Origin of the sequence: Flammeovirga agarivorans (assembly GCF_012641475.1) — a bacterium.
GTDB classification, from domain to species: Bacteria; Bacteroidota; Bacteroidia; order Cytophagales; family Flammeovirgaceae; genus Flammeovirga; species Flammeovirga agarivorans.
Map to the genome: position 1 here is coordinate 120,326 of NZ_JABAIL010000008.1, position 22,576 is coordinate 142,901.

A 22,576-nucleotide genomic window follows, 5' to 3' on the forward strand; every position below is an offset into this window, starting at 1 on the left:
CACTCTTTTTTACGTTAAAGAACTTCTATCGTTAAATGATCAGTCAAAATAGTACTGCGATGTGATGAAAAGGGTCTTATATCACATGTCTTTCTACTCTAAATTTACAAAAAATGAAATGGTGAATTACTGAAATGACTTTTATATGACTAACATTTACTTTCGAACATTAATAATAGGACTTTTTCTATCCATCCCTCTGAAAACGTTATCACAATCTTCAGACAATTATTTACTGAATGGTGATTTCGAGGAAGGTCATTCTGAACAATGGGGTACTTGGTACAATGGAGTTTCCGATGAAGAAGCCTACTCAGGCACTTATTGTGGTTATATCTTTAGTGACACACAAGGAAGTCTATCTCAATCTATCGAATTAAAATCCAATAGCAAATATACCATCACCTTCTGGGCGAAAGCAAAAAGAGCTAGTGATCAGGTAAGGGTGATTATGAAGGTAAATGGGAATTCAGTGATCAATAAAATTATTACAATGACAACTTCCTATCAACAATATACAGAGACGTTTTCTACAGACGATGTAGAGGAAATTAGTCAACTTTCTTTTTACAAGTTTGTAGATGTAGATAAAGAGATCTATATCGATGAGGTTACTTTAGTAGAAACAGAAGAAACATTACCTCAAGTAAGAACGGTTGCTATTCAGAATATTTCCCAACCATTAGTGGGGCTAGAGTATCAACTGCAACACATTATTATACCTGGATGGGAAGATCCTGGGACTATTTCTTGGGAAGTTTCAAACGAAAATGCAGAAGTAGATCCAACTGGTTTACTGACTACTCTTGATGCAGGTGATGTGACAGTAACGACATCTTACAGTAATTTTCCAACATTAAAAAGTACCATCGATTTATCGATCAAGGGGTATGAGTCTCATATTTATTATGTTGATGCTTCTAATGGTAATGATACTGCTGACGGGATAACGAAAGAGACAGCATGGAAATCTTTAGATAAAGTAAACAGTAGATCTTTTGTTCCGGGAGATAAAATTCTATTTAAAGCAGGAGAAATCTGGGAAGGTCAATTGGAGATAACCACTACAAGAGGCACAGAAGATCATCCTATTCTTTTTTCTAGATATGGTGAAGGAGACAAACCCAAAATTAACGGTTGGGGGAATAAAGACTATACTGTTTTATTAGAAAATGCAGCATATACAGAAGTATCTCACTTTGAAATCACAAATATGGGTAACTCACCCGGAAATCAACGGTATGGAGTAGTAATTTTAGCCAATAATCAAGGAGAAATTTATGGGACCAAAGTAAGACATTTAGCAATTCATGATGTTAATGGTCAATACAGAAAAGCTTTGGGCCATGGTGGAGGTATTCTCTATTATATGATTGGGGAAAATAGATCCAGATTAGTAAATGCAGTGATTGAAAGAAACCATATATATGATGTTGTTAGGAACGGTATTTATGGGAAAACTGGATATGGAAGAGATTATTATACAAAAAATTTATTGGTGAAAAACAATCTGATTGAACGAATCCCCGGAGATGGTATCGTTGCTTTTGGATGTGAAGATGCGGTAATCGAACATAATAACTGTAGGGCATTTACAGACTCCTTACAATATCATAATGATGGAAATAATGCGGCTGCAGGGATTTGGGCATTTAGCTCAAACAATACGATCATTCAATACAACGAAGTGAGTGGTCATAAAGCTCATCATGATGCACAAGGCTATGATTCCGATTTTTATTGTGATGGTACGGTCATTCAATACAATTATTCGCATGATAATGCTGGTGGATTTATTCTAATCTGCTCAGACGGTACAAAGACAAATGGTGGAACGGCAAATACCAATTCAATCGTCCGTTATAATATTAGTGTTAACGATGGATTCAGAACATGGGGATCGAAGAAAAACTATGGTCCCGCAATCCATGTGGCGGGACCAGTGGAGGATGTTCAGATTTATAATAACACCTTCTATTGGCATAAAAAGCCTGAGACATTTGAAAATGAACTTATAGATTTCACCACTTGGGGGCCGGGTACACCAAAAAGATTCGACATCATCAATAATATTTTCTATTCTGAAGAACCTACAAAATTTATCTATGGTATTGGTGAAGATGTAGTATTTGACAACAATGCCTACTTCGGAGAAATGACTGTTCCTAATGATAAAAATGCAATCGTTGGAGATCCACAATTTAAAACTACGGGAGCATCGGAAGTGCTAGACTATATTTTACAAGAAGATAGCCCGTTGATCAGCAAAGGTAAATTGGTCAGCAATAATGGTGGACAGGACTTCTTTCAGACATTTGTATCAAGTATACGTCAACCTAATGTTGGTGCATATAATGGTGCAGGAGAAAATCCCATTTATAATGGAGGTATTGAAGAAGAAACAGAAGATGACCTTCCATTTGATCCTGATAAAGAGGAAGAAACCCCTGTTGATCCTGAAGAACCTACCGATCCCGATCCAACAGATCCGGAAAATGAATTGCCAACTGCAATACATCCAGAAAAAGGAGTGTCGATAATTCTAAAACCCAATTATAATGTGGAGAACACACTAACGATTGGTTTTGGCAACACGTACCAAAATGTTTCAATCAATATATATAGTATTACAGGAGAGGTACTTTTGTCTTCGTTTTATGAGAATGTACAGAATAATCTTCAAATAAATGTTCAAGGAATATTACCAGGGATGTATGTAACAGAGGTGGTTACAAATGAAGGAAGAGTGACCAAGAAGTTCTTAAAGAGATGATCATTATTTAATGAAAAGATCTATGGTAACATTTTGGTTAAAAGCGAATTAATATGATGAATAAGACTACACCTTTCTTTATATTTCTATTTTTTAGCATCTCAGTTTTTGGTCAAGTTTCTACATCCCCCAATATCATTGTGATTATGTTGGACGATCTAGGGTACGCAGATCTTGGTTTCCATGGCTGTAAAGACATTCAGACTCCTAATATGGATCGATTGGCTGCACAAGGAGTGACTTTTAGTAGTGCATATACCTCTTATCCTGTATGTGGTCCTAGTAGAGCTGGTTTTATTACGGGTAGGTACCAGCAAAGATTTGGTTTCGAGCGTAATCCCCAGTACACTACTGAAGATGATAATATGGGACTTCCATTAACAGAAGATACATTTGCCGATATCATGAAAACGGCAGGGTATCATTCTACAATTATTGGGAAATGGCACTTGGGAGCCACAGAAAAATTACATCCTTTAAACAGAGGTTTTGATGAGTTTTTTGGCCATCTAGGTGGTGGTCATTCTTATTTCCCTGAAAAGTATACTATACAATATCCCCATCAAGCTTCTACGGAGAGTGAAAGCTATAGAACATGGATACAAAGAGATTTCGAGCCAGTTAAGGTATCTGATTATCTCACTAAAGAATTTTCTAAGGAAGCGGTAAGGTATATTGAAAGGAATAAAGACAACCCCTTCTTTATGTTTTTATCATATAATGCACCACACACACCCTTAGAAGCCCCACAAGAGTACTTAGATAAGTATGCTTCAATTGTAGATAATGATAGAAGAACGTATGCAGCAATGGTTGATGTTGTAGATGAAGGTGTCGGGCAAATACTAGATAAACTAGAAGAGTTAGCAATAGATGAGAATACCATCATTTTCTTACTGTCAGATAATGGAGGTCCTGAGGCACAAAATGCTTCAGATAATGGTGTCCTTAGAGGAGGTAAGAGCAGTGTGACTGAAGGAGGATACAGAGTACCTTTTCTGATGTCTTGGAAAGGTGAAATTACACCACAAAGTTATGATAAACCAATAAGTGCGTTGGATATCTTGGCTACTTCAGCAGCAGTATCAAATGCAAAGCTTGATCCTGAAAAGCCTCTAGATGGAGTCAATTTAGTGCCATTTCTAACAGGAGAAAGAACAGGAGAACCCCATGATGCGATTTACCTAAGAAAATTTGATAATAATAAATACACCATCAGAAAAGGAGATTATAAGCTGATGGTTACAGGAAATCGACAATGGCCCAATGATCTATACAATCTTAAAGATGATATTAGCGAAACCAAAAGCTTAGTTTCCACTCATAAAGATCTTGTCAAAGAAATGGAAGAAGATTTATATGCTTGGGAAAAGGAACTTATATACCCTACTTTTTTAGGTCTAATTCATATTGATGCAAAAGCGAGACAAATCATAGATTTTCCTGCTATCGCTGACCGAAATATGTTAGAAAGAACTTTTAAATTAGAAGTTCAAGCAAGCTCATATTTACCTGTTGATATTAATATATTAAAAGGAGATGCTACTGTTTCTGGAAATGAGCTAACGGTAAATCAGGCAGGTGAAATTGAAATAGAAGTACAACAATCAGGAGATGAGCATCATGAATCAGCAGAAGCTGTAAAACAGTCTTTCTATATCACAAAAGTAGAACAAGAAATAACGATTTTACCTATTGAAGATAAAACAACAGCTGATGATTCGTTTGCAGTAGAGGCTTCTACAACTTCTGGATATCCATTGAAATATACCATTGATGGGCCAGCTACTATAGAGGGGAATATGATCACATTAGATATTGCGATAGGTAAGGTGACAGTCACAGCTTCACAAGAAGGTGATCATATTTATCACCCGGCAACATCCACTATTTCCTTCCAATTGAGTTTAGTAAATAATCAAGAACAAGAGGGAAGTAAATCAGAAGATGATAAAGTGACCTCATTTGATAGTAGCAGTACTGAATTAACACTATTTCCAAATCCTACTCCATCGGAGCTACATATTAAGGCTGATTTTAAAGTAACAGAATTAATAGTGCAAGATATAAATGGTCGAATCCTAGTAAAGGAATTGAACACCAATACTATTGATGTCTCAAAACTTATTGCTGGGACCTATTTCTTGATGATTAATAACCAACTCAATATACGCTTTAATAAGCACTAGATCCTTATAGTCAAAATAGTACTTAACTAGGGTAAACAAATGCTAACAAGAGACTTAAAAGAGTAGTAGGTTTACATAAAGTGTATTAAACACACAAAAAAACATTTTTTTACTAACACCTTCTTTTTGAATTAGATGATGATAAGAATTTTACTCAACAAAATTACAGCTATCTGTGCTTTTCTCGCTATCGTAGCTCTCCAAGGAAAGGCTTTTGCTCAAGACGCATTTTATGTAGATGCAGAAATTGGTGAAGACTTAATCTCTGAAACAATTGATGATGAAGAGATCATTTATGGTTTAACACCAGAACATCCTTTTAAAACATTAGGCTTTATCCTTTACCACACAACAAGTATTGGAGAAGGGAAAGAAGGAGCCTATACAGGAGAATACTCGAATTTAACGGAGATCAATATTTATATTAAAGGTATTGCAAAAGTAGACAATCAGACAATTTCTGGAGGTTCAAAAATGTATACGTTTTATGGTGAAGGAGCAGATAAAACATTCTTACAGCCAACGGACGAATACGATAATACAGTACAAGGTTTAGTATTTAATACCACTGCTGTTCTTCATGATCTTACACTAAGAAATTATAATTCCACCGTTAATGGTCCTGCAATAAAAATTAACCCTACAGGAGCCGGTACTTTGAATAATGTCAACGTAATTGACAATTATGGGAGTAACAATGGTGGAGCAATCTACTCTTCGGGTGAATTGTATATTAATAACTCGTTTTTTGCAAGAAACCAGACAAAATCGAATGGTTCCGCAGTGCATGTTAATGAAGGAACGCTAGAAATAATCAACTCTTTATTTACATTAAATAACCTGTACCAAACAAGTTGGACTGCAGGAACGATAAATGTCGCTCCTCCTGTAGATAAAACGGCTACGTTTAAAATGGTCAACAGTACAGTGTTTAATAACAGTAGTGATGGTACAGGTGGTGCAGGTATAAACCTAAGTGATAAAAATGGGAAGCTAACTTCTGTTGAAATTATCAATACCGTTGCTTTTAATAACTATAACCTGAAGAACAGTTGGTACAAAAGTATTAACTGGGATACTAAAGGTGAAGATGATACCTACGACCTGTTGGTACTGAAAAATAATATTGTAGAAACAACAAGTTTTGGTGATTCTTTTAAAGCCGAAGATCAGAATGTTATTGGTGGTGATATCGAATCATTAAAGTTTGGTGATAATATAGAGGTTGCAGCAAACGGAGTACAATTTATTCCTGTTTTAGCTGGAAGTGTATTAGAGGATGCAGCAAATATGATGTATGCCCCTGAAAAAGATATGATTGGTAATCTACAATCGGGTGATAGTAGAGATATTGGTGCTATTGAGTACCAGGTTCCTGCATCAGAATTGTATGTGGATAGTCAAAATGGTTTAGACACGAATAGTGGTTCAATGGATATGCCATTACAATCTTTTAATAAGGCATTGACATTATTGAATGGTTCAACAGGCGTAACAATTTTTGTAAAAGGGACATTCAATGACCAATCTTTAGAAATTGCAGAAGGGAGTGATATAACGATTAAAGGATGGGACGGACAGGCTGTATTTGCAGGTTCTGGAACAGGCAAATTCTTATCTGTATTGGGAAGTGTGACCTTAGATCAAATTACTGTAAAAGATTATTTATCCGCCGATGGTGGTGGAGCTATCAACGTTCTTTCAACAGGTAGTTTAGTAGTAAAGAACTGTAACTTTATCAATAACCAAGCGATTAATGGAGAAGAATCCTTAAATGGAGGTGCAATTGTAAGTGGTGGTATATTGGAAGTTTATAACTCTTACTTTGGCGAAAATAGAGCATTCAATAGAGGAGGAGCTATCGCAGTCTCTACAGGTTCATTTACTATGAAAAATACCACTGTTCATAAAAACACAACTGCTAAAGGTGGTGGTGCAGTAGCTGTTTTTGCTAACTCAACAAGAAATACAGATTTAATACTTGAGAACAATACTTTTACTGCAAACTATAATTACTTAGGAGAAGAAACAGTTGGAGGAGCTACAGGTTTATGGTTAAGTCATGGTACCAATGGTTACCTTTTAAATCTTATTAATGTAAGCAATAACTTATTGTACAATTATGTATGGCAAGTCAGCGATGGGTGGCAATTGGATATTTTTGTGAGTTCAGGTAGTAACGTGATCAATGCAAATACAACTACTTTTAGAAATAACCTTTTCCATACTGTAAATGCAGTTTTCCAAATGCCTACAGCCGGTAACAACACACAAGCTTCCAATGCGGATGGTGTAGAAGTTATTGATAAAATAAAAGTTGCAACAACTCTTTCTACCAATCAGCTTGGAGTACATTTTATAGAAATTACTGAGGGTAGTGTTGCAGTAGATGCTGGTATTAATGATTTCGGTACTGCAACTGATATATTAGGTAAAGAAGTGAACGGCACAAGAGATATAGGGGTATTCGAACTAAATGGTATCGATACAAGAGAGCCGGTTTTAATCACATTAAATACAGCCGACGTTGTCTATACTGGTGAAGAAGTAATGTTGGATTTCACAGTTTTAGATGACCAAGATAACGATATTACAGAAAGTGTATCTCTTATGGTTAAGTATAATGGTAAAGATGAAATGCCATTAAATGCAGGAAACTACAACATCGTAGCTACAGTAGATGAAGCCATGTATTCCGGTCAATTAGAGACCACTTTTGTTATTGAAAAGGCGGAAGGTGAAATCACAATTTCTGATGATGACTTATCAGTTGAATATAATGGAAATACTCAGGAGGTGAATGTAGTAACTGATTTTCAATATTCTATTTTATATGTTGATGAGCTGAATAATGAATCATCGGAAGCTCCAATGAATGCAGGAGATTATGACGTAACAGTTGAAATTGTTGATGAAAACTATCAGGGAGATTTCTCTTCAACTTATACTATTACGCAAAGAGCTGTAACCATTGAAGAAGTAAGTTCAACACCTTCATATACAGGTGAAGCTATAGCTTTTCAATATGTAGTTAAAGATGGAGATGATAATGATATTTCTGATCAAGTAAATACGGTAACAACTTATGATATGTCTGAGACAGTACCATCAGATGCTGGAACATATGCTGTTGTAGTCACTGTTGTGGATGATAATAACTTCTCAGAAAATACTTTGAGCACTAATTTCACTATCACCCCTGCAACAGTCACTTTTGCAGTAGGTGAAACCACATTTACCTACAATGGAGAAGAACAAATACCTACGGTGACCCCAAGTATTGAAGTAGCTTTAAATCAAACAGTAACTGGAGATGCATCAGAAAGTATAAATGCTGGTAGTTATACGTTAACAACAACTATTAATGATGACAATTATACAGGATCAGATGTAAGTAACTTTGTGATTAATAAAGCTACAGCTAAAATTGAAATTTCAGATTTAACTTTTATCCATGATGGTAATGCAAAAGCAGTTACTGTTATAATCAAGGATAATGAAGGTCAGGATTTAGATGTAAATTACGATATCACTTACAAACAAAATGATGAAGAAATTTTGCCTATTGAGGTAGGAGAGTATGATGTAACCGTTATGATAACTGATGATAATTATGAAGGTACAGAAACGGCCACATTAGAAATCACGGAGAAGATGATTGCTTATATTACAGCAACAACATCAACTACATATAATGGTGAGGCCCAACCAATCGTTTATGAAATTAAAGATGCTGAAGGAACACTAATTTCTGTAGATCAAGTGGATATTACTTACGATAGTGAAACAGACGTTCCAACCAACGCTGATACATATGATGTAAATATCAGTATTACGGATGATATGTATGCCGGTAATGCCGATTTCTCTTATACGATTCATAAAGCAGAAGTTCAGTTTACAGTAGGTGCAGAAACTTTTACTTACACAGGCGAACTTCAAACTCCTGAGGTCACAACCAACGTTAATGGTATAGCAGCGATCACTGAACTTACTGCAGGTAATGGTATTGATGCCGGTTCACATACACTCTCTTTATCGGTAGATGATCAAAATTATGAAGGTTCGGATGAAGTGACTTATTCAATTGGTAAAGCAGCTGTGGACATTTCGGTGTCGGGATTAAATCATACATATGATATGACAGAAAAAGAAGCTACCGTTACAACTGATATGGATAATTTAGAAATGACGGTGACGTACAATGACTCTGAAGAGTTACCAATGAATGCAGGATCTTATGAGGTTGTCGCAACAATTGTAGACGATAATTATGAAGGGTCAACGACGGTATCTTTAGTGATCTCTAAAGCAATAGCGACGATCACCCTATCAGATTTAGTACATGATTTCGATGGTACTTCTAAATCAGCAACTGCAACATCAGATGTTGAAGGATTGGAAGTAACAGTAACCTATGATGGAGAAACTGAGGCTCCAATGGAAGCTGGAGAGTACGAAGTAGTAGCAAATATTGAAGATGCTAATTATGAGGGTACAGCAACAGAAACTCTCGTAATTAATGCAGTAACGGAAGAAGAACCACCATTGTCTGCAGCAGATGATCTATTTGGTGTAAGTGTTTATCCAAACCCAAATACCGGTCAGTTTACTATTGATGTAGGTACATCAAACCCTACAAGTATTTCGATTTACACAGTAAGTGGTGTTGAGGTGTATAGTACAGAATTGGTGAATAGCAAAGTCATCACTCTTCCTTCAAATGCTAAAGGAGTATTAATTGTAAAAATGATTAGCGGAGATAAATCTTCAATTGAGAAGATATATGTAAAATAAAATGTGTATTTAAGTTCAACGAAGCTTCCAGTAATTGGGGGCTTCGTTTTTTTAAAAGGATTGATACATTCCGAATATTGGAAAGAAATGATGAAAAATAAAACACAGTAAATCCATCGAGAGGATAATTTAATAGTGATACAAAAAAGAGGTTATTGAGAAAGTAACCTCTTTTTTGGTATTTATTCGGAAGCATTTGACTTCAATTTGGTAATACTAACTTTAATTACTCCCGTTATACTAATCGAACGTCATCCAAACTAAAACCACATTTCAGGATGGCTTCAGAATTTACCTATCATTAATTTTAATAACCAACTTTTAAAAATGAGAAAAATCTTACTATTCGGATTGTCTATTGTTTTGTTGTCATCTTGTGGAAGTGATGATTTGGGACCTATTGGCGGAATTGATAAGGATGATCCTATCGAAGGAATTCCTCCAACAGATGGAGACGGTAATGGTTCAGACAAAGACGGTGATACTGATATTGGAATTAGACCTCCAGTAGTAGACCCAGAAGCACCGGAAGAGCCTATCGACCCTGATTTTGGTAACCCAGGTGGAGATGACGATATCATTGTATCTCCTGTAATTGGTACAGCAAAAAGAATTAGCGATGATAATCTTGACCTTCAAGTTACTTTGAATAATGAAATTGTACCAAGAACAGCAGAACGTTTCGAAAGTCAAAAAGAGGTCTATTACATTTATAAAGGAGAAAAATATATTGATAGAGGATTTACAGGTAACACATGGGAGATGATCTCAAAAACTACTAGACAAGTAATTTATATCGATATAAGTAATGGTAATATTACTAGAAAGCTTTAAAGAATTAATAACCCTTTACCCAGACATCTCGAAAAGTTAAAGAGGTGTACGTATACTATTTATTCAGCCTACTTCCTAAATGGAGTAGGCTTTTTTGTATATCTAAGGGTTTGTAAGCACAAAAAGGAAGCGAAGGTAAATAAATCACCTTGCTTCCTTTTATTTATATTAAAAACTTCTCGAGAGGTCATATGACCTAAACATGATAATACATCTGGAGGGAACCTTACTTTTAGATATACATTACCTCACCTTCGAAGTTTATCAATTTTATTAGATAATTAGTCTAACTCAACTACTTCGTCGTCGATTACTAATTGTACGAATTCGAATTCTGAAGTTAAGTCTTGGAATGATGGAGTGAATTTCTCATCGATATCGAATACGAAACCTTTAGATAAACCGTTCTCGATTGAGAAAGTTTTGTCTTTGTGACCATCTAATGTCCATTGGTGGAATTCACCAGTTCTTTCACCTTGAGAGTTTACTTCTACAACTTCGATTTTGATAACTACGAACGCACCTGTTACAGCTTCAACGTCAGTGAAGTCAAATCCGATAGCGAAGATATCGTTAGGCATTTGGTTTTCTACTGGAATACCTTCTACTTTACCGATTTTCTTACCTTGCTTGTTGTATACAGTAAATTCAGCACCAAGTCTCCAGTTTTCGTTTGGAGATTCGAAAGCGATACCTACAGCGATACGACCGTTTTGAGGCATCATTACGAATGGATCAAGAACTGTTGCAGAGTTAACATCTTGAGATTGAGTTCCTGATAAGAAGTTAACGATTGGCTCTCTTTGCTCACGCATGTAATCTAAAACAGCTTCACCGTTGTACTCAGATAATTGATCGATGTGGATTGGCTCTCCAACTGCTACTTCATGACCTGCAGGAATAACTGCTGGGTAGTCTGCGTAGAAGTCGTTGTAACCGTAAGGAATGTCTTTTAATAATTGGTTTACTGGGTCGTAAGAATAACCACGAGCAGCAACACCGTTTTGTGAAACGTGAACGTTAATGTTAGCATAATCTACAGTTACGTCGTCAGTTTCTTGACCTGCAGCTCTAGAAACACCACCCATGATAAATGAAGTTGGTAATTCTGATAGAGACTGTGAAGGAATTACGTTTTCTTGATCAGCTCCTGGAGTCATTAATGATTCTTGTGGGTTACATGCAATTGCACCTAACGCGATTGAAGCTACACCTAATTTAGCAAGTAAATTGTTTTTCATTTTTAAAAAAAATTAAAAGTATTTGTTATAATTAATATGTTTGAGTCGCTTTCTTTAACTTACTCTGGGTTATTATTTTTGAAGATTATTAGAGCTGTTATTGAAAACTTAATTACTATAACGCCACTTTTTAGGGTTGGACATACGAATAGTGTTTGTCTGTTTTCAATTTCTGTCTTTTGAAGAAAAAACATCATTTATTGCTATTAATGAGTTATTTTAAGGAAGGAATCATTCATTTATAATCAAATGATGAGATAAGAACTTAAAGAAGAAATAAAAAAGAAGCTTACTTTTAGTGATGAATAATTACGTTTTCGGGAATTATATCTTTTTGGGTTTTTCTGCCTACTTCAATTGATTACCTTTGTGATTCATCCAGCATGATAAACTACAAACAGTACTCATCAGAAGAAGAACATTTTTGATCTCAATCTGTTTACTGTCTATATAAGAGAACAATCAAACTTTATACAATGCTTACTGTAGAAAATATCGAAAAGGAGATTCAGGAATTAAGGAATGAACTCTCTAACCATGCGTTATATAAAAACTTAAAAGAGGTAGAAGATATCAAAGTTTTTATGGAGCATCATGTTTTTGCTGTATGGGATTTTATGTCCCTTTTAAAAGCATTACAACAGCAGCTTACAAATGTCACATTCCCTTGGACACCACCTGCCAATCCTGCCGTAGCAAGATTTATCAATGAAATCGTTTGTGGAGAGGAAAGTGATATCAATGAGTTGGGTGAACCAAAGAGTCATTATGAAATGTATTTGGATGCAATGGCTCAAGTGTCAGCTAACACTGCTCCTATCTTCCAATTCGTAAATGAAATTCAAAACGGGGTATCAGTAGAAGAGGCATTAAAAAATACTGGAATCGATCAACGAGTAGCAGCTTTTGTCAACTATACATTTTCTGTAATCCATACCAATAAAACGCATTTGGTTGCATCTGCTTTTACATTTGGTAGGGAAGATGTTATTCCAGATATGTTCTTTGAAATCTTAAAGAATACAGAGGAACAGGAAAAGTATAATAAGGTAATCTATTACCTAAAAAGACATATAGAGCTAGATGGTGATGAGCATGGTCCATTGTCCTTACAAATGGTGACAGAACTTTGTGGAGATGACCCAATAAAATGGGAAGAAACTTTAGCAACAGCTAAGGAGGCTTTGAAAAAAAGAATAGAACTTTGGGATGCAATTAATGATCTCATAAAAGAGAATCAACCTGAAGAAGCGATGGCATAAAAAAAAGCGTCAACCACTTATTATCAATAGGGTTGACGCTTTTATTTTTATTGTCTTTCTAAACGGACTTTTAGTTTGGGAGCTGCATTATTATCTATATCAATAGAGATGCCTTTGGAGATACCGTTTTCTATTTTGAAACGTTCATCCAATTGACCATCCAAAGTCCAGGATTTGGTATCGCTTTCGTTTTCAGTATTGATCAATGAAACATCAATAATTACAAAGGCTCCAGTAGTGGCAAGGGGGTCTGTAAAGTCTAAACCTACACCGTATTCATTTCTACTAGAGGTAGTTTCTATGTCATCCGAGTTTACTGTAAAAATCTCTTTTCCATGTTTGTTATACACTTTCATGATGGCAGAAATATAATATTTAGTGGAAGGAGCGTTATATGATATTCCAACGATTATACGACCATTTTTAGCATGCATATTAAATACATCTAATGTTGTATTTGCATCAACATTTTGGTATTGTACCTCTGATCGGAAATTCATTATTGCTTCTTTTTCATTCCTTATTTGTTCTATAATAGAAGCTGAACTAAAGTAGGACATATCATCTTCATGAACTAAAGAAGCAGTGGCAACCTGGTGGCCTTCTGGAATTGGAGCTAAATACTCAGACCAAAATGAATTTTCACCAACTGGTACATTCATAAGCATTAATTCCTTTTCATCATAATAATATTCATCAGGAGTTTGACCATTGTGTTCATCATAAACAACAATTAAGTCCCGATTAAAAAGAATTTGGTCTTCAGCCCTTTGTCTTCCTTCTATATCATACATCTTAATCAAGAAGTCTGCTTTAAGGTTAACAGCATCGATTTGTTCAGCAGGACCCATAGGAAATCCTGGAATTGTATCTTGTTCTACTAAAGTAGAATCTACAGGGGTTGTGGCAATACTATCATTTAGTGTAGAATCGGTGTCCGCTACATTATTGGGTATAGTGTCGCTGATAATATCAGTATTATCTTCTATTGGTGCTTTCTCAACAGTCTCACAAGAATAGACTAGAAAACCACAAAAAAGTATATTGGCTACATATAGTAATTTCGTCTTCATCGAATAAAAAAATTTCGTAATCTTTCTTCTTACGATCGTATGCTTAATCCTTTATTCAAAATATGGTTATTAGTTTATGAAAAAAGAGAGTAGAGTAATGCCTAAAAAAGAGGTGTTCTATTAAAAGTCTCTTTTTGATAACAATTCAGCCTTTTTCGACAAACAAAATCGGATTATGTAATTTTTGTGTCGATAAATAAAAATGGAATAGGCTAGAAACAAAGTATACTATACTGTGATTCATAGTTTTACAATCTACTTTTTTAACTCAATAACTAACCAATTTTTTTAACTGACCGATGATTTTTTAGCCCATCAATTTTTTTGCTTTGTTAAGATGATGATAGTTTAAAGATGTAAAGATTTTAGACAGCCATTTCAATATTGAGATGGCTGTCTTTTTATATATAATTCTATCCTATAAAATGTTTAATTCTTAAGATGCTTAAGAAAGAAAATAAACAAACAGAGTACAACAAATATTACTAGAGGAGACCAACTCCAAAATATGATCTTATTATTTACAAAATGTTGATAATAAGAGAATTTATTCTTTCTAGCATGGATAAATTCAAGAATCAAATGTATTAAGAAGAACCATACTAGAAATAATATCTGAAAGTAGAAACTGAGTAAGCCCAGTGTAACAAAAGGTCGAGAATTAGAACCTAATATATGATATTGAAGGATAGGGATAGTCATCATGGACAGCGAAAAGCATTGTAAAAAGGCAATGCTAATCCGCCTTACATCCATTAGTCTTTCATTGAGATGTTTAACTTTCCACATGATCAAGAGCTATTTTTTGAGCAGCTTTTCTTTTTCCTCTAAAGAATAAATAGAGATTGATAAAAAGCATAATTCCCAAATAGATCGAAAACCCTCCAACCTTATAGCTTAGTTCTTCTACCAATTTCTGATAACTTGACTCTCTGTCAAGATTCATTTCAATGATATGCAAAGCACATCCAATGTTTAGTAAATAAAAACCTGTTTCAAATAAGCGATTCGTTGATAGAGCAATTTCTGAGCGTCCGCGGAAAATATCTAACATAAAAACTCTACTATTTTTAAAGAGAGACCTTGCCACAAATATTGTAAGGGCAAATACGGTGGGGATATAGATGAGGTAACCAATTAGTGCTTTTGAATTTTCCATAATGATTAGATTAAGAGATTTAAAATAGTTTGTGAATGTAATTTTTGATGATGTATATATTCATATAATGAAGTAGGCCAATAACCAGAACGATAACACCAATTTTATTAGAGATGGTAATGATTAACTCTTCAATACTATTGATGTTATTCCAGGAAATAATAGTGATTGCTGCATAACCAATATTTAATAGATAGTAACCTATCAATAACATTTTATTGATTTGTACAGATAACTCTTCTTTTCCTTTTAAGTAGCTTTTGGCAAATACATTTCCGTTATCGTAACAGACTTTACCTACTTTCACAATAATGAATATGACGCATATCAAATAGATGAAATACCCATAAATGTTGTAATTCATATTTGTGAACTTTTGAAGTTTCAGAAATTATTGAAACTTTAGAATAAAATTTTTTACTTTAATATTTTCATAATCAATTTGCTTAACCAATTTTCTTTGTATTGAGTAACCTTATCCACAAGACTATCAGCTTTTGATACAAAATCGTGTAGCTTTTCTGTCTGAGAGACAAATTCCTTTTCAGCAATAGAATCGTTAGTTTCAATAGTAGAAACCTCTTTTAACATTCTAATTGCAGGTTGTAATTCTCTTCGACTTCTTTCTTTAGCAATCGTCACTGCCAATCGGTCCAAATTCTTTTCGGTTGTAAAGAATTCTTTTCGTTCACCAGATTTTGTTTCCTTAAAAACGATACCCCAGTCAATTAAAGCTCGAATGTTCATCGATGCATTCCCTCTAGAAATTTGAAGTTCACTCATAATCTCTTCTATCGAAAGTGCTTCGGTAGAGATCATTAAAAGTGCCTGGATTTGAGCCATAGTTTTATTTATGCCCCATTGTGAACCCAAAGCTCCCCAAGTTTGAATGTACTTATTTTTTGCTTCTTCAAATTTCATATTTCAAATATATATAAAGTTTTTAAAGTTTCAGAAAAAATTGAAACTTTATTTCTAGATCATAATCTACTAGATACAAAAAAGAGCTTAATACCCTTATAATGCTCATTTAATGGTATGATTTAATCACTTTTCACTAAACAAAATCGGATTATGAAATTTTTCTGTCAATAAATAAAAGTAGAAAGGGCAAGAAACAGGGTATACTATATTGAGATTCATTGTTTTACAATCTACTTTTTTAACTCAATAATTAACTAATTTTTTTAACTGACCGATGATTTTTTAGCCCATCAATTTTTTGCTTTGTTAAGATGATGATAGTTTAAAGATGTAAAGAATCTGAGGAAGCCGTTTCTTATTTGGAATGGCTTCCTTTTTTTATACCACAATATCAAATGGCATAAATTAAAATAATATCTTATATTGTTTACTATCAGTGATTAACGAGTATTTATTTAACTGCAATAACACAACATTTTAAAATGAATAGTATCCACCCAAAATTAGTTATTAGTGCCTTTTTATTCTCTATGTTCATATTTTCATGTGGTCAGAAAAGCAATTACCACGATGAATTGGCCAAAAAACACGATCAATTTGAAAAGGATCATGCACAAATGGAAAAGGCACATGAGAAAATGGAACAAGACCATCAAAAAATGATCGATGAGCATATGTCAGTGATGAGTGAAGATGATACACTCCATATAAAAATGGAAAATGATCATAATGCAATTATAATCGAGCACAAGGAAATTGTTGAAAGGCATATCGAACTAGTGGCCAATCATGAAGCCCTAGAACAGAAACATGAAAATGGATCTATGAGTGAAGAGGAGGTGAAGGCAGACCATGTTAAGATGGAAAAAGAACATAACCAAATCAAAGCCGATCACAAGAGATTAGATGAGAGTCATGCGAAGATGATGCAAGACCATAAAAATATGATCGACGATCATCAATCAAAATAGAAAAGAAAGAAGAGTATGTTTTCTAGTGAGGCATACTCTTTTTTTATGTTAAAAAGAAAAGCTTGCCTCATATCCAAAATGGATACAAAGCAAGCTTCTAGCAAAGTTGTAAATAGATAATGAATAATTTCTAAATACTAATTTTTGATGATCTCAACACCTTGTGCATTGGAGAAAGTACCTTTATAGCTACTCCACATATCTACAGTGTTGAATTGCCCTGTGTTTCCAGCATCACCACGTTGTCTTTCTACCGCCTCTTGGTAGTTGGTAGTGTTAGAAGACATTTCGTTATTAGGATAATCAAAACGTCTCGAACGAACATAAGATGTTGAACCTGGAGAATGGAAAGGAACTTTCTTGATTCCTACTGGATCTGGTAAATCCTGACCTGCGATATATAATGGTCTGATATCTTCAGTATATACTGGGATGTCTAAGAATTCATATTGATCTCTATCTAATACAGGAGTTACAAACGATGGTAGGTGAGTTCTATTCCAAAGTGAGAATGTAGAGATACCATTACCAATTTGAGATACCCAAGCTTGGTAAATGATGTTATCTAATTTATTTGTTGAGGAATTAAATGCTTGCAATTCTGCACTTACATAATCAGCCATTGCACCATCATAAGAATAACCTTGATCTCCAGAAGTCTCTCTATATACTTGCATTGCTGCTTCAGCATATTCCTGACCTGGATAGAACACTTGGTATTTCTTGAAAGCATCTCTAATACCCGCTTCGAAGTGAGTGGCAGAATTGCCACCTACTAAACCTTTTTCAATCGCTTCAGCAATTAAAAAATGAACTTCATCAGAACCCATAATAATGGTAGGAGATAATGGGTTTAAGATCGTTTCGTTGTTTAGTGATGCTAACGTAAATTTATCAGCACCACGTAATGGTAGTTCACTAGGATATGCAGTTGAATCTGTTGTATTAACTCTAGCAAAATAATCAGCATTAATAATTGTAGCGTCGTCAGCGTTTCCACTAGCTTCAAAAGCAAACATGGCGATTTGTCCATCTTGATCACCCATACGAGTACCTCTTAATGAAACAGGCTTAACAGCTTCACCCCATTCTTCAGCCATTTCAAATGGATCGAAGTTTTCTGTAGGGTAAATCATTTTACTTGGTGCTTGTGAGTAGTCATGCACACCAGCTACATAAAATAAACGAGGATCTTTACGAGATTGCATCGACTTTAAAGAAGTCTCACTTATGTAACCGTAAGCGAAACCACCTACCTGAGATGTCATTGCAGCACCAGCGCCATTCATATGTTGTCCCCAAGGACCACCATTTAATGAGTGCTCTAATTTTGCTGATTCATTTAATGTTGAGATATAACCTGCACTATGGTTAAATGCTTCTTGGAATACCTCACTAGCTCTTTCAGCATTGCCTTCAGACATAAATAATGCAATCTTCATTAGCATAGAGTTGGCTAATCTTTTCCAAGCAGCGGCATCACCTCTATAGTAGAAGTCATCAGTAAATGTCTCACCTTTATCCATCATATCACGACCAGCTTTTAAGTCTGTAATCATTTGTTCGAATACAGCTTCTTGGCTATCGTATTTAGGATATAAAATATGCTCAACATATCCTTTCCCTGCTTCTGCATAAGGGATGTCTCCGTAAAGTTGAGTCACCTTCATCATGTCAATCACTTTGACAATTTTTACTTGACCTAATTGTGCAGTCTCAGGAGCAAGTTTTGTTTCTAGGTCAGTGACATTCTTTAATACATCCTTAAAGATGTTGTTCCAAGCCCATTCTTTGTAAGAAGTACTGAACGCTTCACCAGATGCATACAAGTTACCTGTTGCTTGAGACATCGGGCCTGTCATAATAATATTTGTTCTCCAGCTTTCACCGCCATCCGTATAAGGTTTATTTTGGATGTGAGTGAATTGGTACTTAGGATCCATTTCACTAGAAGCCCAAGGGTCATTGTTCATTTCTTCGAACTTCTGAGTACATGAGAACATAGACACTGCCAATACAGCACCAACAATATATTTATTGAATTTCATAACTATTTTCTATTTGAAACTAAAGTGATGTAAGAGGATTAGAATTTAGCATTAAGCTTGAAACCGAATGTCTGTGGTAGAGGGTAAGAACCCACTTCCATACCTTGAGCATTACCGTAAGCAAAAGATGCTGCTGGATCAATGTTCTCTGTTTTCTTCCATAAGTAGCAAACGTTGTTGGCTACGAAAGAAACTCTTAGATCTTGCATCTTAAGGTTGCTAATCATCACTTTAGGGAATGTATAACCAAATGATAATTCACTGATTCTGATGTATGAAGCATCATAGATAAACTCTTCGTCTACACCAGAAGTTGCTTGGTAGTAGTTCTGAATATCTTGTGAGTTAGTGAAACCTGTGAAGGCTGTACCATCTTCATATACCATATTTCCAGGGTTGTAGGTACCAGTGTTATGCATTTGGTTTCTACCGTCTGCAGTATCTTGGTGCTTACCATTGGAGTACATTTGAGCATTTGTTTGAGAGTAAAGGTCACCACCGAATTTACCTTCAATCACGATACCCAATGTGAAGTTTTTATATTGGAAGTTGTTGATCCAACCGGCCATCCAAGGTTGAACAGAATTACCAATTTGTTGGTAACCGTCTTCTACTTGAGGAATACCATCTTCGTTTACAATGATATTACCGTTGTCATCTCTTCTATATGCTGTACCATAAATGGCACCGTAAGGTTGACCCGGAGCAGCTACAATGTTTACAGGACCTTCACCAATTAAGTACTGATTTACCTCATCCGTTAATGAAATTACTTCGTTTTGGTTGTAAGCCATGTTGATTTGTGAATGCCAGTTGAAGTTCTCTTTTCTAACAACATTAATACCTAAAGCTATTTCAACACCTTTGTTGGCAATTTCACCTGCGTTAATGATCGCATCTTCATATCCTGATGATTCTGGAATACGCACCTTCATGATTTGATCTTTTGACATTGAGTTGTAGTACGTTACATCAAGGTTAACGATGTCATCAAACATTCTTAGGTTGAAACCTAGTTCGTAAGAAGTTTGCATTGATGGTTTTAAAGCAGAGTTATTAATTGTGTTACCTTTAATACCACCTGTTTGTAAACCGTCTTGAGAGTTACCATCGATCTCATAGTTTTGATATAACATGTAAGGATCAGTATCTGAACCTACTTTTGCCCATGATGCTCTTACTTTACCGAAAGTTAACCAGTCTGGAGTATCCCAATCCATATCAGAGAATACCCATGAACCACTGATTGAAGGGTAGAAGTACGAATTGTTATCTAATGGTAGAGTAGATGACCAGTCATTACGACCTGATACGTCTAGGAATAAGTAACCATCATAACCAATAGAAGCTGTTCCGTATACTGATGCAATCGCTTTTTCATAAGCACTGTAGTACATAAATCTATCAGAACCAGACATCGGGTTTTGTTGTAATGGATCTGAGAAATTTGATGAACCTGTATCAGAATATTGTCTTTGAATGTGCATGTATGAAGTACCAACATTGGCAACCACATCGAACTTACCAAACTTGTTGTCGTAAGTTAACATGCCATCAAAGTTGTCTTCTCTCTCTAATTGTGTTCTTTCATAAGCACGGCCACCTGAGTATTGAGGCGTGTATAATGGGTCAACAGAATAAGCTCTCCATGAAGTATAGTCAGTACCTGCTCTACCCATCACTTTTAAGTGGTCAGTGATATCGTACGTTAATGAAGCCATACCCATAAAACGGTCTTTTGTATCTTCATAAGACACCTCATTCATTGTCCAGTAAGGGTTGTTGTTGTTTTGGTCATAACCAACTGGGCGTCCGTTTTCATCTTTGTAATCCTTCATCCAATTTACATCATAAGAATTTGGAATCGCAGCTAGGTAGCCCATATAGTTGTAACCGTTGTTACCCATATACGGTCTGTTTTTGGCATCTTCTTTCACATAGTTGGCTCTTGCATCTAAGTGAAGTTTGTCATTTAAATCAGAAGTACCTCTCAAACTGAAAGTGTTTCTGTCGTACCCTTGGTTGTCCACGTTACCATTGTTACTCATATTTGAATAAGAGAAACGTACTGAGCTAGATTCAGTGTTTTTTGTCAATGCAACGTTAGTGTTAGCAGTATATGATGGTTTGAAAAGTGCATCGTAGTTATCATAGAATTTTACTTCTCTTTCCTGACCGTCATAGTAAGCATTTGTTGTCATGCCTGGCGTTACCTTTGGACCCCACATACCAAAATCATCTTTTGGAGAAGCTGGGAAAGCTCCGTTTGTACCATGTGCATATTGTTCCTGGTTATCTGGAGTGATACCAAAAGTAGAGATAGTAGAAGCATGTGAGAAGTCCACACCTAAACCTTGGTTTCCACCTTTACCAGATTTTGTTGTAATCATGATTACACCATTGATACCTCTTGAACCATAAATTGCTGTCGCTGCAGGTCCTTTCAGTACAGACATTGATTCAATATCTTCTGGGTTGATACCCGAAAGACCATCACCAGTATCTACACCGCCATTGTCTTTGTCATTGGCATTTTCGTAGTTGTTGTTGTTTAATGGAATACCATCGACAACGTAAAGCGGTTGGTTTGAACCATCTAAGATAGCATTACCACGAATAACAACATTGGAAGATGAACCTGGACCACCACCAACTTGATTAATTTGAACACCAGCTACTTTACCTGAAAGTGAGTTCATCACATTGGCAGAGTTAGGTACAGATCCAAGATCGTCACCTGTAACCTCCTGAACGGCATAACCAAGAGAACGTTCTTCTCTCTTAACACCTAAACCGACAACCACAACTTCTTCCATTTGTGTTGCATCCATATCCAACGAAATGTTTAATACAGATTGGTTGCCTACATTTACTTTTTTTGATTGATAACCGATGTAAGAGACTTCTAACACCGTTTCGTCTGTTACCATTAATGAGAATTTACCATCGAAATCTGTAATGGTACCTGTAGTTGTTCCTTGTATTTTAATACTTGCACCAACAAGCGGATCTCCATTACCGGCATCTTTGATTGAACCACTAACACTGCGTTCTTGAGCAGAAACAGTGTTACTCATAAGGAGAACAGAACAAAATAGAATAATAAAATGTAATAATCGTCTCATTTTTGTTTTGCGAAGTGAAATAAAAAATTTAGTCTACTAATTTATGTTTGTCATACAACTATACTATTTAAGTGTATTGATGACACAAATGTATCGAAGGTTTTTAAATATTTGCAACATAATGCACGACTTTATCTGTTAATCAATGCAAATACATGCAAAAACATGCAGTGATTGGCG

At 35.3% G+C, this 22,576-nt stretch carries 13 protein-coding genes; 6 read left to right on the forward strand and 7 right to left on the reverse strand.

Annotated elements, in window-relative coordinates; genetic code table 11:
• Window positions 1-145: 145 nt before the first annotated feature.
• From HGP29_RS21865 to HGP29_RS21880, 4 genes are all read left to right on the forward strand, one after another.
• Window positions 146-2,773 (forward strand): carbohydrate binding domain-containing protein, encoded by a 2,628-nt coding sequence (locus HGP29_RS21865; RefSeq protein ID WP_168884573.1) that lies wholly within the window; start codon window positions 146-148, stop codon window positions 2,771-2,773.
• Between the two features lie 53 nt (window positions 2,774-2,826).
• Complete coding sequence (locus tag HGP29_RS21870) at window positions 2,827-4,962, forward strand: sulfatase-like hydrolase/transferase (RefSeq protein ID WP_168884574.1); 2,136 nt, start codon at window positions 2,827-2,829, stop codon at window positions 4,960-4,962.
• A 135-nt stretch (window positions 4,963-5,097) separates the two neighbouring features.
• Entirely contained in the window at window positions 5,098-9,759 is a 4,662-nt protein-coding gene (locus HGP29_RS21875; protein ID WP_168884575.1) for an MBG domain-containing protein, read from the forward strand.
• Between the two features lie 327 nt (window positions 9,760-10,086).
• Window positions 10,087-10,593 (forward strand): hypothetical protein, encoded by a 507-nt coding sequence (locus tag HGP29_RS21880; protein WP_168884576.1) that lies wholly within the window; start codon window positions 10,087-10,089, stop codon window positions 10,591-10,593.
• 281 nt (window positions 10,594-10,874) lie between these two features.
• Here the strand turns inward: HGP29_RS21880 and HGP29_RS21885 are convergent, their stop codons facing one another.
• Window positions 10,875-11,834: a hypothetical protein gene (locus HGP29_RS21885; protein ID WP_168884577.1), complete on the reverse strand. Its 960-nt coding sequence runs from the start codon at window positions 11,832-11,834 to the stop codon at window positions 10,875-10,877.
• A gap of 476 nt (window positions 11,835-12,310) precedes the next feature.
• Here HGP29_RS21885 and HGP29_RS21890 point away from each other — a divergent pair, with 476 nt between their 5' ends.
• Window positions 12,311-13,096, forward strand: coding sequence for a DUF3050 domain-containing protein (locus HGP29_RS21890; protein ID WP_168884578.1), 786 nt, complete (start codon window positions 12,311-12,313; stop codon window positions 13,094-13,096).
• Window positions 13,097-13,143: 47 nt separating this feature from the next.
• Here the strand turns inward: HGP29_RS21890 and HGP29_RS21895 are convergent, their stop codons facing one another.
• The 4 genes from HGP29_RS21895 to HGP29_RS21910 all read right to left on the reverse strand — a co-directional run bounded on the left by HGP29_RS21895 (window position 13,144) and on the right by HGP29_RS21910 (window position 16,249).
• Window positions 13,144-14,169: a hypothetical protein gene (locus HGP29_RS21895; RefSeq protein ID WP_168884579.1), complete on the reverse strand. Its 1,026-nt coding sequence runs from the start codon at window positions 14,167-14,169 to the stop codon at window positions 13,144-13,146.
• Between the two features lie 775 nt (window positions 14,170-14,944).
• On the reverse strand, window positions 14,945-15,328 hold the full coding sequence (locus HGP29_RS21900; protein ID WP_168884580.1) for a hypothetical protein: 384 nt from the start codon (window positions 15,326-15,328) through the stop codon (window positions 14,945-14,947).
• Window positions 15,329-15,347: 19 nt separating this feature from the next.
• A complete protein-coding gene (locus tag HGP29_RS21905; protein WP_168884581.1) occupies window positions 15,348-15,692 on the reverse strand; it encodes a hypothetical protein in 345 nt (114 codons plus the stop codon).
• A gap of 53 nt (window positions 15,693-15,745) precedes the next feature.
• On the reverse strand, window positions 15,746-16,249 hold the full coding sequence (locus HGP29_RS21910) for a GbsR/MarR family transcriptional regulator (RefSeq protein WP_168884582.1): 504 nt from the start codon (window positions 16,247-16,249) through the stop codon (window positions 15,746-15,748).
• Window positions 16,250-16,734: 485 nt separating this feature from the next.
• Between HGP29_RS21910 and HGP29_RS21915 the strand changes: the two genes are divergently transcribed.
• The gene (locus HGP29_RS21915) at window positions 16,735-17,223 is read left to right on the forward strand and encodes a hypothetical protein (RefSeq protein WP_168884583.1); all 489 of its coding nucleotides are present in this window, start codon (window positions 16,735-16,737) and stop codon (window positions 17,221-17,223) included.
• A gap of 137 nt (window positions 17,224-17,360) precedes the next feature.
• Here the strand turns inward: HGP29_RS21915 and HGP29_RS21920 are convergent, their stop codons facing one another.
• A complete protein-coding gene (locus HGP29_RS21920; protein WP_168884584.1) occupies window positions 17,361-19,271 on the reverse strand; it encodes a SusD/RagB family nutrient-binding outer membrane lipoprotein in 1,911 nt (636 codons plus the stop codon).
• Window positions 19,272-19,309: 38 nt separating this feature from the next.
• A complete protein-coding gene (locus HGP29_RS21925) occupies window positions 19,310-22,396 on the reverse strand; it encodes a SusC/RagA family TonB-linked outer membrane protein (RefSeq protein WP_168884585.1) in 3,087 nt (1,028 codons plus the stop codon).
• Window positions 22,397-22,576: the final 180 nt, after the last annotated feature.